Genomic DNA, 16,055 nt, shown 5'->3' with positions numbered 1-16,055 from the left:
AGGGAGCACTGCCGCCATGAGCACTCCCACCCATCCCCCGGTAACGATCAGCGCCAGGGCAGGCCGCCGTGCAGCACTGGCCAGCACAGTCGGCGCAGTCGTTGACTGGTACGACTTCTTTCTCTATGGCACAGCCGCTGCCGTTGTCTTCGGTCCCCTGTACTTCCCGTCCGATAACCAAGTTGCCGGCCTGCTGGCATCCATGGGTTCCTTCGCCGTCGGGTTCCTGTTCCGCCCACTGGGCGGGGCCATCTTCGGCCACTTCGGTGACAAGTACGGCCGCCGCACCATGCTCTTCATCACCGTCATCATGATGGGCCTGGCCAGCACGGCCATCGGGTTGCTCCCCGGTTACGCTGCCATCGGTGTCGCCGCGCCCATCCTGCTGGTGACCCTGCGGGCCATCCAAGGAATGGCTGTCGGCGGGGAATGGGGCGGAGCCGCCCTGATGGCGGTGGAAAACGCACCCGCAGGTAAGCGGAACTTCCTGGCGACCGGCGTCCAGATCGGCTCATTCGTCGGCTTGCTGCTCGGCACCGCAGCGTTCTCGCTGGTCACCGCCATGACCACCCCCGAACAGTTCCTCGCCTGGGGCTGGCGGCTGCCATTCGTGATCAGCATCCTCTTCGCCCTCGTCGGCCTCTGGATCAGGGCAGGCGTGCCGGAATCAGCGGAGTTTGCCGCAGCCAAGGAAGAACAGAAAGCCGCCCAGGCACCCTTGGCCGAAGCCCTGCGGACAAGCCCCAAAAAGATCCTGGCAGTGATCGGCATGAGAATGGTGGACCAAAGCACCTTCTACATGGGCTTCACGTTCTCACTCGCCTACGTCAAGAACTTCACAGACACGCCGTCCTCAACCGTCCTGACCGCTTCCATGGTCGCCATGGTCCTGGCCATTCCCTTCCTTGCCCTCTGGGGCCGACTCGCGGACAAGTTCGGCCGGAAATGGTTCTACATCATCGGCCCACTGGCCGCAGCACTTGCAGCAGCCCCGTTCTTCGCGGCCCTAGAAAGCGGTGAGCTGGTCCCGATGATCCTTGGCTTCGTCGCGTTGATCAACCTCGGACACAATATCTCCACCTGCGTCCAGCAAACGTGGTTCACCGACATGTTCGACGTCCGGATCCGATACAGCGGCGCAGGATTTGCCTACGCACTGGCTGGCGCCGTCGGCGGTTTCATTCCCCTGATCGCCACCGCCCTGATGGCAAGCAGCGGAAGCTGGGTCCCGGCAGCAGCACTGCTTGCAGGGCTTTGCCTCATAGCACTGGTCTCAAGCCTTTGGTCCTATAAGTGGGCCAACAAAGAACACCGCTAAACCCAAAGCAGTACCCATCCCCCAGCAACAGACAGGAGGCAGGTGCGTGCCACCGCGCACCTGCCTCCAGCCCGTACACGAGACCAACAAACAACATTGAAGGCCAGAACCGAGTGAAGACCACCAAAACCATCGAATCAAGCGCAACCTCCGGCACCACGTTCGACTGCGACGTCCTCGTCATCGGATCGGGCGCAGGCGGCCTCTCAGCTGCGGTCACAGCGGCCTACCACGGGCTGAAAGTCATCGTCGTGGAAAAGGCGCACGTCTGTGGCGGTGCCACGTCCTGGTCCGGCGGCTGGGCCTGGACCCCTGGAAACCCGTTGGCCACGGCCGCAGGAATCAACGAGGACCCCGAACTCTTCCGCACCTACCTGCGCCACCGCCTCGGCAAGAACTACAACGCGGAAAGGATCGAGGCCTTCCTTGAAGCAGTCCCCCACATGGTTGGGTTCTTCCATAACAAGACCAGCCTCCAATTCGTCCCCGGGGCCAAGATCAAAGACATCTATGGCCAGACTCCTGGCGCGGGCACCGGAAACCGCTCTGTCGGCCCCAAACCCCTCAATGCACGCAATATCAAGCCCGAGCTACGTTCAAAGGCGCGCCACCAGCTCTACGAAACCTCGTTCCTGGGCATGGGCATCATGGCCGGACCTGACCTCACTAAATTCCTTTCGGCATCCCAGGGCAACATCCAGGGCCTGCTCCACGCAACATGGCGGGTGGGACTCCACGTTCTGGATCTGCTCGTCCACCGTCGCAACATGCAACTCGTCAATGGCACCGCCCTCACCGCCCGGCTCCTGAAATCAGCTGACGATCTTGGTGTTGACATCCGCGTCTCCACACCAGCCCAACACTTACTCACCGATAAGGAAGGCAAGGTGAGCGGCGCCGTCGTACATTCACCCGACGGAAGCTACACCATCAACGCGTCGCGCGGCGTCGTGCTCGCCACGGGCGGCTTCCCCAACGACGTGGCACGCCGCGCTGAACTATTCCCCAAAACCCCCACTGGCAATGAACACTGGACCCTGGCCCCCAAGGAAACCACTGGCGACGGCATAACGATGGCCCAGGCCGTAGGGGCAAGCTTCGATACCAGCGTCGCATCGCCCGCCGCCTGGTGCCCGGTCTCCCTGGTTCCCTACCGCAACGGCCGCACAGGAACATTCCCCCACATCATGGACCGGGCCAAACCCGGCAGCATCGGCGTGCTCCGCAACGGCAAACGCTTCGTGAACGAAGCAAACGGCTACTACGACTACGTCGAAGGAATGCTCAAAGCAACACCCGACGGCGAACCGGTCGAAGCCTGGCAAATTGCCGACGCCGCCTACGTCCGCAAGTTCCCCTTGGGAATGGCCAAACCACTGCCCGTCCCCCTGTTCCCCTACCTCCGCTCCGGCTACCTGAAAAAAGGCGACACCATCGAAGAACTGGCCAGTGCCTGCGGCATCGACCCTGAAGCCTTGGCACAAACCGTGGCGGACTTCAACGAAAACGCCCGCGAAGGCATCGACCCCGAATTCAACCGGGGAACCACCGAATTCAACCGATACGGCGGAGACCCCAAGAACACCCCCAACCCATCCCTCCGAGCCCTCGAAAAGGGTCCGTTCTACGCCGTCAAGGTTCTCCCTGGCTCCTTCGGCACCTTCGCGGGTCTCGCCACCGATCCGCGCGCGCGTGCCTTGGATACTGCAGGGCGAGCCATCAACGGACTTTACGTCGCCGGCAACGACCAAGCCTCAGTCATGGGTGGCCACTACCCCGCCGGCGGCATCAATCTCGGCCCCGCCCTCACCTTCGGATACATCGCCGGACGCAACCTGGCCGGCGTCAGCGACTACGAAGATGACGGGACGTCGACATTCACGGTCAGCACAAAGAGCCGCAGGTAGCTGGACTTCTTCAGGCTCCTACGCCCTCGGGTTGAAGGGGTCGGTTATTTTGTTGCCCAGATCGATCCACACCGTTTTCGTCTCGGTGTACTCGTAGATGGCTTCGGGACCGTTTTCCCGGCCCAGGCCGCTGTCCCCGAACCCGCCGAATGGAGCGATGTAGTTTGTCTTCCTGTAGTTGTTGATCCATACGGTTCCAGCCCGGAGGGCTCTGGTCATACGGATTCCGCGGGCGAGGTCTGTTGTCCAGACCCCCGCTGCGAGGCCGAAGTTGGTGTCGTTGGCGATGCTGACAGCATCCTCCTCATCTTTGAAGCGGATGACGGCGGCAACGGGGCCAAAGACTTCCTCCCTCGCAATTCTCATGTTGTTATGGACGTCCGCGAAAACCGTGGGTCGGACGAACAAACCCTGATCCAGTCCGGGGTCTTTGGGGTGGAAGCCCCCGGCGACGAGTCGGGCGCCTTCGTCCTTGGCAATGTCGACGTATGAGAGAACTTTGTCGAACTGTGCTTGGCAGGCCACCGTGCCCATTTCAGTTTGCTGGTCCAGTGGATCTCCCAGGCGGACTTGGTTGGCCTTATCCGCCAACTTTTGAACGACTTCGTCGTAGATGCTGTCCTGCACGAGGACGCGGGAGCCGGCCATGCATGTTTGACCTGATGCAGCAAAGATGCCGGCGACTATTCCGTTGACGGCGTTGTCGATGTCAGCGTCTGCGAAGAGGATGTTGGGAGATTTGCCGCCGAGTTCCAGTGACACCCGCTTCAGCTGGCGTCCGGCTGTTTCCGCGATATGGCGGCCGACTTCCGTGGACCCGGTGAAGGCGATCTTGTCCACTAGTGGGTGCTGTGCGAGTGCTGCTCCGACGGTTCCGTGCCCCGTCACGACGCTCACTACTCCAGCTGGCAGGCCGGCTTCTTCCAGTAAGCGCATCAATACCAATGTTGATACAGGAGTTACTTCTGATGGCTTGATGACCACAGTGTTGCCAGCTGCGAGGGCGGGGCAGAGCTTCCAGAGCAACAAAGCCAGCGGGCTGTTCCATGGAGTTATGGCGGCGATGACACCAATTGGCTCTCGCACTGTGTACACCTGGAAATTCGGTACGCTGCTGGCCAGAGTTTGGCCGGTGATGTTTTCGGCTGCACCGGCAAAGAAATAGCAGTGGTTGGCCAAGGCGCGGGTTTGTCCATGAACTTCACGGATGAGTTTGCCGTTTTCCATGACTTGGACGCGGGCAAGTTCGTCCACGTTTTCCAGGATGAGGTCACCGAATTTTCTGAGCAGGGCTGCCCTGCCTGCTGGGGTGAAGTTGGCCCAGGGACCTGATTCGAAAGCCTTCCGTGCGGACTGGACAGCTTTGTCTACGTCGCTGGCTGTGGCTTCGGGGACTGATGCCCATGGTGTATTGGTGTAGGGGTTGATGGAATCGAATGTTTCGTTGGATTCCGCGGTGACCCATTGGCCGGCAATGTGCATTTGGAAGATTTCGGGGGCAAGGATTGTGTTCGACATGTTGATCTCTTTCTAAAGAACCTGGTCGGCGGCTGGCTGGTCCAGCTCTGCGGCCACGGTTTCCTCGATGTTGCTGGCGGCTTTTAGTACGGCGCGGCGGAATTCCTTCACCTTCACATCGGTAAATTCGTGAACGGGTCCGAGGATGTTCACGGCGCCCGTAACTCGACCCGTGATGTCGTGAATGGCCGCGGCGACACCGGCTGCCCCCGGGATACGTTCACCGCGGGAAAGAGCGACACCCGTCTGGCGAACTTCCTCGATGCGCTTCATGAAGGCTTTTTTGTCGAAGGGCTCTGGGGTCATCGCGTCACCCCAGGGAGAAAGCTCGAGGGCTTTGTCGATGGTGGCGTCTGGAAGGCCGGCCAGGATCGCCCGACCCGTCGAGCCGAGATGAAGACCGTACGGGCGTCCCAATTCCACCGACATCTTCATCTCCGAATCGGGAAGAACCTGATCTACGTACATCCTTCGAAGTCCTCCCAGGACACTGAGCGTGGCAGTTTGACCTGTTTCCGCACCGAGGCGCTCAAGCGTTGGACGGGCAAGGTCCTTGAAGGAGTTACGGGTCATCTGGTTGCTGGAGAGGAACGCGGCTCCCAGCCCGAGGGAGTACTGCTGGCTGGCAGGGTTCTGTGCGACCAGGGACCGTGACATGAGGGCTCGGAGTATGCGGTGCGCCACAGTAGGACTAATACCAGCCCGCCGCGCCAATTCGTTGACGCCGATAGGTCCATAGGCGTCGCCCAGGGCAATAAGGATGTCTGCGACACGACGGGCGGATTCGGTTCCTGCATCAGTGGACATTTTCGGGGGTTCCTCTTTCCATTGTCTTGGCTTCCTCGTAGCCGAGGATATTGCGACGGTAGGCGATTCGCCGGTATCCATACAGGGACAGGAGCGAGACGATTCCCGCAACAGCCATCATCGCTACCAGTGTCTCCCAGCGGCCCGTGCCCGAGACAAGCGCTTCGGCGATGATCGGTGTCGGCGCACTCCACACGAGAGCAGCGACCGCGTAGGTGACGGCGGTCCCCGAGTAGCGGAAATGTGCCGGGTACAGCTCGGCAATCATCGAGGACAGGACGGAGTAGGTAGTGGCATGGGCGATGACCAGTCCGGCTGCGATCGAGACGAAGATAAGGATGGGATTGCCTGAGTTCACGCCCCAGAAGAACGGGAATCCCATAAGGACTGCTGCGGCAGCGCCTGTCCCGAACACCCTTGCAACCCCGGCTTTGTCGGCGAATGAGGCCAACAGAGGCAAAGCGATGACATCAACCACAGCGGCGAGCATGACGATCAGCAACGCAGTTCCCTGAGGCATCTTCAAGACGTTCACAGCGTAGGACACGAAATAGGTGGCGACTATGTAAAAGACAACGTTCACTGACGCTTGCAGGCCAACGCCGATGAGCATTGGGAGCTTGGCGTACCTGAAAAGCTGACCGAGCGGGACCTTGGGCTGGTCATGGCGTTCCTTGATCTTCACGAACGACTTGGATTCCTCGACGCCGAGCCGAATCAGCAAGCCGATAATGACCAGCACGAACCCAAAGAGGAACGGGAGCCGCCAACCCCATGCCAGTCTGTCCGCCTGTGGCATCAGCCCTACCAAAGCCATGACACCAGTAGCAGTGATGAGGCCGATGGGAGAACCCATCTGGGGAGCGGAACCATACAAGCGCACTTTACCCGGCGGGGCATTCTCGACCGACATCAGAACGGCGCCACCCCACTCTCCACCCACCGCCAACCCTTGAAGGAAACGCATGGTGACAAGAAGCGCCGGAGCCAGGACCCCGACCTGAGCATAGGTAGGCAGGAGGCCGATGAGCCCTGTCGCACCACCCATGAGTGACAGCGTGACAATCAGCGTTGCCCGACGACCGATCCTGTCGCCTAGGTGCCCAAAAACGATGGCCCCCAGCGGACGGGCTATGAACGCAACGCCGAAGCTCGCGAACGCCAGAAGCCGTCCGACTGCAGGATCGCCACCGGGAAAGAAGAGCGGGCCGAAATAGAGTGCGGCGGCGGTGCCGTAGATGAAGAACTCGTACCATTCAATGCTTGTCCCAACCAAACTCGCCATCGTGGCCCTACGTGCTTGGATTTGAGGGGTGTTGGCCGTGGAGCTAGACGTTATACGCATAAGATTCCTTCGAATTTCCGATGTGTTTCGCGGCGGCGTCTGCAGCTGCCAACCGGCCAAAGACCATGGCTCGCAGCATTGACGAAGCACCTGGGTAGCTGTGGTGGTACAGGCCAGCGGCCTCACCGACCACGTAAAGGCCGGGGACTGGCACCCCGGCTGTGGTCACCGCCCGCCCCGCCGTGTCCGTCTTGACACCGCCGAAGGTGAAGGTGATGACCGATGACATCGGCCAGGCACCGAATGGGCCCTTCGAGATCGGGCGGGCCCAATTGGACTTGGGTGGGTTGAGGTTTTGGGTTGCGACGCCGTCCTTTACGGTGACATCGAGGGGACCGGGTTGGCAGGCGGCATTGTAGGTCTGCACTGTTGCCGTAAGTTCCGAGGGTTCGATGCCCAGTGAAATTGCCAGTTCTTCAATGGAGTCGGCAAGAATCGGTTCAGTTTCTGAAAGCACTGCTTTTTGGTAGTCGCTTTGCAGAAGCAGTTGATCAACGATCAAGTAGGCCTGCTGGTTGGCATCTCTCCAGATGTGGTAGGCGACGTCCTCGAAGGTCTCGTCTACGGAATCTTTGCCTTCGTCCAGGAATCGTCGGCCTTCTCTATTGACCAGGATTCCGTAGGGGTAGATCATGACCAGGGCCTCGGCTTTGGTCGTTCTCGGGTCGCTGGGCTCGCCGTGGAACATGTCGAATTGGCCGGCCTGGCCAGCGCCGGCTTTCAGGGCCATGCTGATGCCTTCGCCGCGGTTGTTGGTCCCGCCAGGGCAGATCGTTTCGAGGCTTCGACCACGCTCGCCCAGGTGCTGGGCAAGGAGTTCCTTGTTTCCCTGGAAGCCGCCGGTGGCCAGTACGACTGCCGGTGCCCGCCACGAAGTTTCTACCTCACTTGCATCAAGTCCAGACAGGCCCGCTATTCGGCCTTCCTCGATGATCAGGTCCAAGGCTGTGGCCTGATATTCAATTTGCCCGCCGAGTTGTTCGAAACGTGCGGCCAATGCCTCCACGACCGCAGCTCCTCCCCCGCGTGGCATCATCCGGCTTCCCTTGGACGTCAAGAAGTATGTCTCGGCCAAGCCCATCTCAACACCGTTGCTCTGCGCCCACGCAACAGTCTTCTGAGCTTCATCGGTGAGCTTTTCCACGATGGCGGAATCTGCCTGGCCGAGGCTGTATCGATCGATGCGCTCTGCGAAGTCTTCTGTCGGGCTGCCGTCTTCCTGCAGCCGGAAGAAGCCCTTCGTCCACCTGGTGTTGCCGCCCCGGTCCTCACGGGCAGCGCGCTCAAGAATGACGACCTCGGCTTCGGGCCGGTTCTCCAAGAAACTCACTGCAGCTGAAAGACCTCCTGCGCCGCATCCAACGACGATGAGGTCTTTGGGCTGAAACTGCTTCATTGCACTTTCTCCTTCTGCATTTCGTTCACCGAAACGCTTTGCTGTGATTCCCACCACTAGATCATCAGCTCTTGCGCTTTAAGTCAAGAAATTCCTACTATGAATCTAGCGAGGCCGCCTATGAAGGTGGTCCGCTCAGCGAAATGGAGAAGTCGTGAGAACTTTAATCGATGGCGCGCGACCGAGCCGTCGCCTGGCGCCGCCGCCCGAGAGCGTCAGCAGCACTGTGGGAGGTTTGACGTGAAATCAGACCTGTTGGAAGGCGTAAAGGTCCTGGATCTCGCCAACGTGCTGTCTGGTCCTTTTGCCGGCTACCAGCTCGCCCTCATGGGTGCTGATGTACTCAAGGTCGAGGCCCGGGGAGGCGGCGATTTGGCCCGCAAGCTTGGGAGTTCCCCCGATCTGAGCGAGCGGCACCTGGGCATCTCGTTCCTCGCGCAGAACAGCGCAAAGAGGTCGATGACGCTGAACCTGAAGTCGGAGCAGGGGAAGGACGTGTTCCGGCGGTTGGTGGAGACCCACGACGTCGTGCTGGAGAACTTCCGCCCCGGCGTGCTCGCCCGGCTTGGTTTCAGCTGGGACACGCTGCGCCAAATCAACCCGGGAATCGTCTACTGCGCCATATCAGGGTTCGGCCAAACCGGCCCGCTCCGTGACCGCCCTGCCTACGACCAGATCATCCAGGGGATGTCCGGTCTCATGTCCGTTACCGGGGACAGCGAGACCGCGCCGTTGCGGGTGGGAGCCCCTATCAGCGATACGGTGGGTGGCTTCGCTGCCGCATTCGCTATTTCCTCAGCCTTGGTGCGCCGTGGCCGCACAGGCGAAGGCGCTTTCCTCGACGTCTCCATGCTCGAAGCCACCCTTACCGCAATGGGCTGGGTGGCGTCCGATTATCTCGTCGGCGGCAGCCTTCCCATCCCCATGGGGAATGAGAACCGCACCGCGGCACCGTCCGGAACCTTCACCACGGCCGATGGCAAGTTCAACATCTCCGCCAATAAACAGGAGCAGTTCGAGGACCTCTGCCGTGTTCTTGGCTGCCCTGAACTTGCCACAGACCCCCGGTTCGCCGAGCGGGAGACCCGCAAAGCGAACCGCAAAGACCTCAAGGACGAGATCGAGGGCATCCTCAAGCAGCAGCCCAGCTCCCACTGGGACAGGGTCCTTTCTGCGGCCGGAATCCCGGGAGGACCGGTCATGGACGTTGCCGATGCCTTGGATTCTGAACAGATCACGGAAAGGGGTCTCGTTTCCACCCTTCAGATCGAAGGGCTCCAGGGAGTCGCCGACGCAACAATCGGCCCAGAGGGATCCGTCCGTCTGCTCGGCGCGCCGGTCCACGTGGACGGCGCCGCCGTCGGCCCAACCACCAGGCCTCCCCTCCTGGGAGAGCACACCGACGACGTACTTTGCGCGCTCGGCTATTCAACCAAGGACATAGAGTCCTTCCGATCCGAAGGCGTAATCTGATGACCCGCTCTGACTGGTGGAAAACCTCCATCTCCGACATCTCACCCGGCATCATCCGGTACTACGGCTACCCGGTGGAGCAGCTTATCACCGCAGAGCACGTGGGAATGGCCTCCATGATCTGGCTGATGACTCGCGGCGAACTGCCGACAGCGCCCCAGGCGCACCTGCTGGAGCGCGCCCTCGTAGCCGGTGTCGACCATGGCCCGCAGGCCCCTTCGATCGCCATTGCCCGCATGGCCATGACCTGTGGTGTTGGCATCAATAGCGCCATGGCATCCGCTACGAACGTCCTGGGTGACGTCCACGGCGGCGCCGGCCAGGAACTCATGGAGGTTTTCCAGAGCATCCTCAACGATCCCCGGCCCCTTACAGAGGCCGTCGCGGCTGAAATCGCCCGCCTGCGCTCCGACAACAAATACGTGCCGGGCTTCGGCCACCGATTCCACCCAGTCGATCCGCGACGCGAGCCGCTGGTTTCCGCCGTCGTGACGGCCCGCGAAGAGGGAACGGTCGAGGGGCGCCACCTGGAGGTCGCCCTGGAGATCGAACGCCAAATCAACCTGAGCCGTGATCGCCCCATCCCAATGAACATCGATGGTGCCACCGCAATCATCTATTCCGAACTGGGATTCGAACCTGCCCTCGGCCGTGGCCTGTTCATCCTGTCCCGGTCCATTGGTGCCCTCGCGCACGCCTGGGAGGAATCCCGCTCGGGTCTGCGCAACAAAGGACCGGAACACAGGTCCGTCCTACCCGACTACCTGGGACCCGAACCCCGGGACGTCCCATGATTACCAAACTCAAGATACTCAGATCCACCCTCACCATCGGCGGCAGGGACATCCGATACGTTGATATCGCATCCATTGAAGGAGCCAGCTCCCTCCCTTACAGCCTCAAGGTGTTGCTGGAGAACGTCATCCGTCACGGTGGGAACGCTGAGACCATCGAGCTCCTGCTGCATCGAGATGAACAGGATCGGCAGCCGGGGGCGGAGGTCCCGTTCAACCCCGCCCGCGTGGTGATGCAGGATATGGCCGGCGTCCCTGTGATCCACGACCTGGTCACCCTGCGCGAGACAGTGGAGCGCCTCGGCGGGGATGCATCCCTGATCAATCCATCGATCCCGGCCGAGCTGGTCGTCGACCATTCTGTGAGTGTCGACAGTTTCGGGAGCTCTTCGGCGTTGCAGCGCAACGCGGAGCTGGAATTCGAGCGCAACCATGAACGGTTCCGCTTCCTGAAGTGGGCACAGAACGCCTTCGAAAACTTTCGCGTCATACCTCCGGGAACCGGCATCATCCACCAGATAAATGTCGAACACTTGGCCCGGGGAATCATGACCTCCGAGATCGATGGCGAACTCCTGGCCTACCCTGACACCTGCATCGGAACGGACAGCCACACCACCATGATCAATGGCCTCGGGGTCCTCGGCTGGGGCGTCGGTGGTATCGAGGCCACCGCCGCGCTGCTCGGCCAGCCGCTGTCCATGCTGATCCCGCCGGTGGTTGGCGTCGAGATCAACGGGTACCTTGCAGCCGGAACGACGGCGACCGACGTGGTGCTGACGGTAACGGAAATGCTCCGGAAGCACGGCGTCGTCGGCAAAATAGTCGAGTTCCACGGCCCTGGCCTGGCGAGGATTCCGGTGGCGGACCGATGCACCATTGCCAATATGTCTCCCGAGTTTGGCTCTACCGCCGCGATGTTCCCCATCGACGCAGCGACCATTGATTACTACCGACTGACCGGCCGCTCCCCCGAACAGGTCGAGCTGATTGAGGCATACGCCCGGGCACAGGGCCTTTGGAACGACCAGAACTCTTTGCCGGCGCATTATTCGGAGTACCTACGACTAAACCTGTCCGAGGTGGTCCCCTCCATTGCCGGCCCCTATCGGCCCCAGGACCGGATAGGACTGGATCGCGCCCACGATCAGTTCCAGACCGATCTGGCAGACCTGCAGCCACACGGATCGGCTGAAGTTCCCGTCGACGTGGTTTTGGACGAAACAACAATTGCCCTCAACCATGGCGCGTTGGCTATTGCCGCGATCACGAGCTGCACCAACACATCAAACCCTCAAATGATGATGACTGCTGCCCTCATGGCAAGAAACGCTGTGGACCGCGGCCTGGCAGTCCCACCCTGGGTGAAAACCTCGATGGCGCCGGGGTCCCAAGTGGTGACCCAGTACCTGGAAAAAGCGGCACTACTGCCCTACCTGGAAAAGCTGGGATTCCACATCGTGGGCTACGGATGCACCACGTGCATGGGCAATTCCGGGCCCCTGCTACAACCAATCTCGGCAGCCGCCCGAGAGAATGGCCTGACGCTCACATCGATCCTCTCAGGAAACAGGAACTTCGAGGGAAGAATCAGCCCCGATGTACGCATGAATTACCTCGCTTCCCCACCACTGGTAATCGCCTACGCCCTGGCCGGAACCATGGACATAGATATTCAAAGGGACCCGCTTGGACAAGACGCCGACGGACGGAAAGTACACCTACGCGACCTCTGGCCTTCCCCCGAAGAGGTCGATCGTGAACTCTCCCGAGTCATCACCCGTCAGATGTACCTGGACAACTACCGCGACGCCTACTCCGGATCGCGGCAGTGGCAAGACTTAGAGGTCCCTAGCAGTGACACGTACGACTTCGGCACCTCATCGACCTATATACGCAGTTCACCGTTCCTGGAGGGAGTCGACCCCGAGCCGGAGCCTGTGAAAGACCTGGCTGCGGCGCGTATTTTAGTTAATCTCGGCGATTCAGTCACCACCGACCACATCAGCCCGGTGGGTCAAATCCGTTCCGATAGCCCGGCCGGCAAATACCTGCTGGACCGAGGTGTGGCTCGTCGGGACTTCAACACCTACGGCTCCCGACGAGGGAACCACGACGTCATGGTGCGCGGGACATTCGCGAACCCCCGGCTGCGCAACCACCTCGTCAAAGATGCCGACGGCGGATACACCCAACTCCTCCCCGACGGCGAACAAATGACGGTCTTCGAAGCAGCAACCCAATACGCCGAGCGCGGAATCGACCTCGTGGTGCTGGCCGGACGCGAATACGGTGCCGGCTCTGCGCGCGACTACGCGGCCAAGGGCACCAGTCTCCTGGGCGTCCGGGCGGTGTTAGCCCAGTCCTTTGAGCGAATCCACCGGTCGAATCTCGTCGGCATGGGCGTAGTTCCCTTGGAATATTTCGACGGCGATTCCGCCCGGTCCTTGGGTCTTGAAGGGACCGAAGAGGTCTCGATCACAGGACTGGCCGAGTTCACCAGCGGGTGGCCGGACACCGTCCGTGTCGACGCCGCCCGTACAGACGGGAAAAAAGTCTCGTTTACGGTCAGGGTGAGGGTTGATACTGCCACGGAGGCCATCTACATCCGCCATGGAGGCATTCTCCCTTACGTCCTACGCTCAACTCTCGAACTTCGTGGCGAAGCGGAGCACAGGCACCGGCCTACATCGGCAAGAGCGCAAGGACCTGCCTAACCTTGCCAATAGTTACCACGGCGGTTACTATTCAATGCAAGCATCCCGGTTCCGTATTCACTGCCAGTCGCCCACATGTTCACCTGAAGTTGAACAACCTGCAGGGGCCGCCGAATTTTCAGGAGTCGAACTCAAGCCTGCGGAGGGGTGGGTGCTGCCGCGTCTTTTTGCACTGCCCGGCATTGACGTATTCCGGCCTCTGCAGCGACCGTTGCATGCGCAACCGTGGGAAGCCCGTCCATGGAACACCCAAGACCGACAGGAAGAGATTATGACGCAGGACCTCACGGAATACAGGCAGCCCACACGCGTTTCCTTCAACAGTGGGTGGTCCGTTCGCCCGAAAATCGGCTTCTTCTCCGAGTTGCGCCCCGGCCAGGCGCCACCGGAATCCATCTGCCTACCCCACGACGCGCTTGTGGGATCAGTACGGATTCCCAGCGACAACGGGTCGAACACCGGCTACGTCCCCGGGGGTGCGTTCGCGTACTCGAAGGAGTTCGACGTGCCGTCCGAGTGGAGCGATCGCCACGTCGCCGTCGACTTTGAAGGCGTCTACCGGGACGCGATGGTTTTTGTTAATGATGACTTTGTGGCCCAACGCCCTTACGGCTACTCCGGTTTCCGGGTAAACATGACCCCGCACTTACGCCACGGGGAACGAAATGTTATCCGGGTTGAGGCACGCGCGCACGAGGACTCACGCTGGTACAGCGGTGTGGGCATTTACCGTGATGTCTGGCTCACTGTCGCCGGCGACGTGCATCTGGACTACGCGGGTGTCCAGATCACGACCCCTGACCTTGATGCTGACCTCGGCGTCGCAGCCATAGCGACGACGCTGCGCAACTCCGGGGCCCGACCGCGAACAGTTCGGGTTCGCGTTGACATCCTTGACCAGGAACAGGCGTTGGTGGCGCAAACTGAGGCCCCCGTAACTGTCCTTCCGGCTGAGCCCGCGGTGCTGCGCCAGCGTCTGACCATCAAGAACCCACAGCTGTGGGACGTCAATGATCCCAACCTTTACACAGCGGTGACCCGCGTCTTCGACGGCGGCGACGAGCTTGAGCTTTCCACCACTGCGTTTGGCTTCCGCACGCTGCAGCTGGATACCGCGCACGGCCTGCGCCTGAACGGACGGACCGTTAAACTGCGGGGCGCGTGCATTCACCATGACAATGGACCCCTCGGCGCGGCCACCATCCGCAGGGCAGAAGAACGCCGCGTCGAACTTCTCAAGAAGGCCGGATTCAACGCCATCAGGAGTAGCCATAACCCCCTCAGCCCCGCCATGCTCGACGCTTGCGACCGCCATGGGCTACTTGTCATCGATGAGGCCTTCGACGTTTGGACCGAGTCCAAATCATCCTTTGACTATTCACTGCGATTCGCTGACTGGTGGGAGCGCGACGTCGAAGCGATGGTGCTCAAAGACGCCAACCACCCCAGCGTCATCATGTATTCGATCGGGAATGAGATTCCCGAGACCGGAAACTCCCTGGGCGCCGTGTGGGGCAGGCGCATCACTGAGAAGATCCGTCAGTTGGATCCCACCCGCTTCACAACGAACGGCATGAATCCGATGGTCTCCGTTATCCACCGCCTCGCCGAGGCGGGGAGAAACATGGAGGGTGGCGTCAACTCAGCCATGAACCAGATGGGCGATTTGATGAAGGACATCGCGACGTCAGACCTGGTCACCAACAGCACTGAGGAGTCTTTTGCCGTAGTTGACGTTGCCGGGCTGAATTATGGAGAGAGCCGCTACGAGCTGGACCGTGAGCTGTTCCCGAACCGCCTCATAGTGGGGACCGAGACTTTCCCTGCAAAGATCAGTGAGAACTGGGTGGCCATTGAACAGCACCCTCATCTCATCGGCGACTTCACCTGGACCGGATGGGACTACCTGGGCGAGGCCGGCATAGGACGCGTCAACTACGCTGACGAAGGACCCCAATCCTTCGGCGCACCATTCCCTTGGCGGACCGCGTGGTGCGGGGACATCGACATTACCGGACATCGCCGGCCTGTTTCCTACTTTCGTGAAATTGTGTTCGGCCTCAGGGCCGAGCCCTACATCGCAGTGCATCCCCCCGAAAATTTCACGCGGGAGGCACGCCCCACTCAATGGTCTTTCAGCGACGCAGTTGCAACATGGGATTGGGATGTTGCCGAGGGAGCACCGATGCGCATCGAGGTTTACAGCGCAGCGCCTGAGGTGGAAGTGCAGATCAAGGGCAAGAGTGCAGGAGTCCGCCCGGCAGGCCCCGCGAACGGGTTCAAGGCGATCTTCGAAACGGAATTCGCCGCTGGCGAGGTAACGGCTATTGCCAGAAATGCCGACGGATCGGAGGAAAGGCGGAGCCTCTCGACTCCGGAGGGCTTGCCCACCCTCCGGGTTCGAACCGATCGGACCACCATCGACGCCTCCGACGGCGATCTCGCGTTCGTCGACATATCCCTGGAAGACGATGCGGGCCGCGTCTTCAGGCAGGGAGCGGAGCCCTTCTCTGTTGTAGTGGAAGGCGAGGGCGTGTTGCAGGGGGTCGGTAATGGGAACCCACAGTCACAGGATTCCTTCCGCTCCGACGTCGGCACCACCTATGAGGGAAGGGCACTGGCAATCGTGCGCCCCACCGGCGCAGGTGAAATCACCGTCACCGTGAAAGGCGCGAACCAAACGGCCACGATCACTGTCACAGCCGTGGACCGCTTGGTGGATGCCCTGGTGCGCTGAGCCCGGTTCTACCAATCAGGCCAATTGACGTGCTGCCCCCGCC

10 protein-coding genes are annotated in these 16,055 nt (G+C 60.9%); 6 read left to right on the top strand and 4 right to left on the bottom strand.

Annotated elements, in window-relative coordinates; genetic code table 11:
• The first annotated feature begins 16 nt into the window (after nt 1-16).
• Both AC1DCM_RS07255 and AC1DCM_RS07250 read left to right on the top strand, forming a co-directional pair.
• Nucleotides 17-1,318 carry an MFS transporter gene (locus AC1DCM_RS07255; protein ID WP_477517791.1) on the top strand — a complete coding sequence of 434 codons (1,302 nt, stop codon included), beginning with the start codon at nt 17-19 and terminating at the stop codon, nt 1,316-1,318.
• Nucleotides 1,319-1,431: 113 nt separating this feature from the next.
• Nucleotides 1,432-3,225, top strand: coding sequence for an FAD-dependent oxidoreductase (locus AC1DCM_RS07250; protein ID WP_477517790.1), 1,794 nt, complete (start codon nt 1,432-1,434; stop codon nt 3,223-3,225).
• A gap of 18 nt (nt 3,226-3,243) precedes the next feature.
• Here AC1DCM_RS07250 and AC1DCM_RS07245 read toward each other — a convergent pair whose 3' ends face one another.
• The 4 genes from AC1DCM_RS07245 to AC1DCM_RS07230 are packed head-to-tail and all read right to left on the bottom strand — an operon-like array spanning nt 3,244 to nt 8,291.
• Nucleotides 3,244-4,743, bottom strand: a complete 1,500-nt coding sequence (locus AC1DCM_RS07245; RefSeq protein ID WP_477517789.1) for an aldehyde dehydrogenase — start codon at nt 4,741-4,743, stop codon at nt 3,244-3,246.
• A gap of 12 nt (nt 4,744-4,755) precedes the next feature.
• A complete protein-coding gene (locus AC1DCM_RS07240; RefSeq protein ID WP_477517788.1) occupies nt 4,756-5,550 on the bottom strand; it encodes an IclR family transcriptional regulator in 795 nt (264 codons plus the stop codon).
• The gene (locus AC1DCM_RS07235; RefSeq protein ID WP_477517787.1) at nt 5,540-6,895 is read right to left on the bottom strand and encodes an MFS transporter; all 1,356 of its coding nucleotides are present in this window, start codon (nt 6,893-6,895) and stop codon (nt 5,540-5,542) included. The genes AC1DCM_RS07240 and AC1DCM_RS07235 overlap by 11 nt, the downstream gene beginning before the upstream one ends.
• Nucleotides 6,879-8,291, bottom strand: a complete 1,413-nt coding sequence (locus tag AC1DCM_RS07230) for an FAD-dependent oxidoreductase (protein WP_477517786.1) — start codon at nt 8,289-8,291, stop codon at nt 6,879-6,881. The genes AC1DCM_RS07235 and AC1DCM_RS07230 overlap by 17 nt, the downstream gene beginning before the upstream one ends.
• A gap of 240 nt (nt 8,292-8,531) precedes the next feature.
• Here AC1DCM_RS07230 and AC1DCM_RS07225 point away from each other — a divergent pair, with 240 nt between their 5' ends.
• From AC1DCM_RS07225 to AC1DCM_RS07210, 4 genes are all read left to right on the top strand, one after another.
• Nucleotides 8,532-9,764 carry a CaiB/BaiF CoA transferase family protein gene (locus AC1DCM_RS07225; protein ID WP_477517785.1) on the top strand — a complete coding sequence of 411 codons (1,233 nt, stop codon included), beginning with the start codon at nt 8,532-8,534 and terminating at the stop codon, nt 9,762-9,764.
• On the top strand, nt 9,764-10,558 hold the full coding sequence (locus tag AC1DCM_RS07220) for a citryl-CoA lyase (RefSeq protein ID WP_477517784.1): 795 nt from the start codon (nt 9,764-9,766) through the stop codon (nt 10,556-10,558). Before AC1DCM_RS07225 ends, AC1DCM_RS07220 begins: the two co-directional genes overlap by 1 nt.
• On the top strand, nt 10,555-13,275 hold the full coding sequence (gene acnA / locus AC1DCM_RS07215; protein ID WP_477517783.1) for an aconitate hydratase AcnA: 2,721 nt from the start codon (nt 10,555-10,557) through the stop codon (nt 13,273-13,275). Before AC1DCM_RS07220 ends, acnA begins: the two co-directional genes overlap by 4 nt.
• 271 nt (nt 13,276-13,546) lie before the next feature.
• Entirely contained in the window at nt 13,547-16,012 is a 2,466-nt protein-coding gene (locus AC1DCM_RS07210) for a glycoside hydrolase family 2 TIM barrel-domain containing protein (protein ID WP_477517782.1), read from the top strand.
• Nucleotides 16,013-16,055 lie beyond the last annotated feature (43 nt).

It is taken from the genome of Paenarthrobacter sp. 10N417, assembly GCF_056394745.1.
This window is presented reverse-complemented; position numbering and strand designations above follow the sequence as displayed.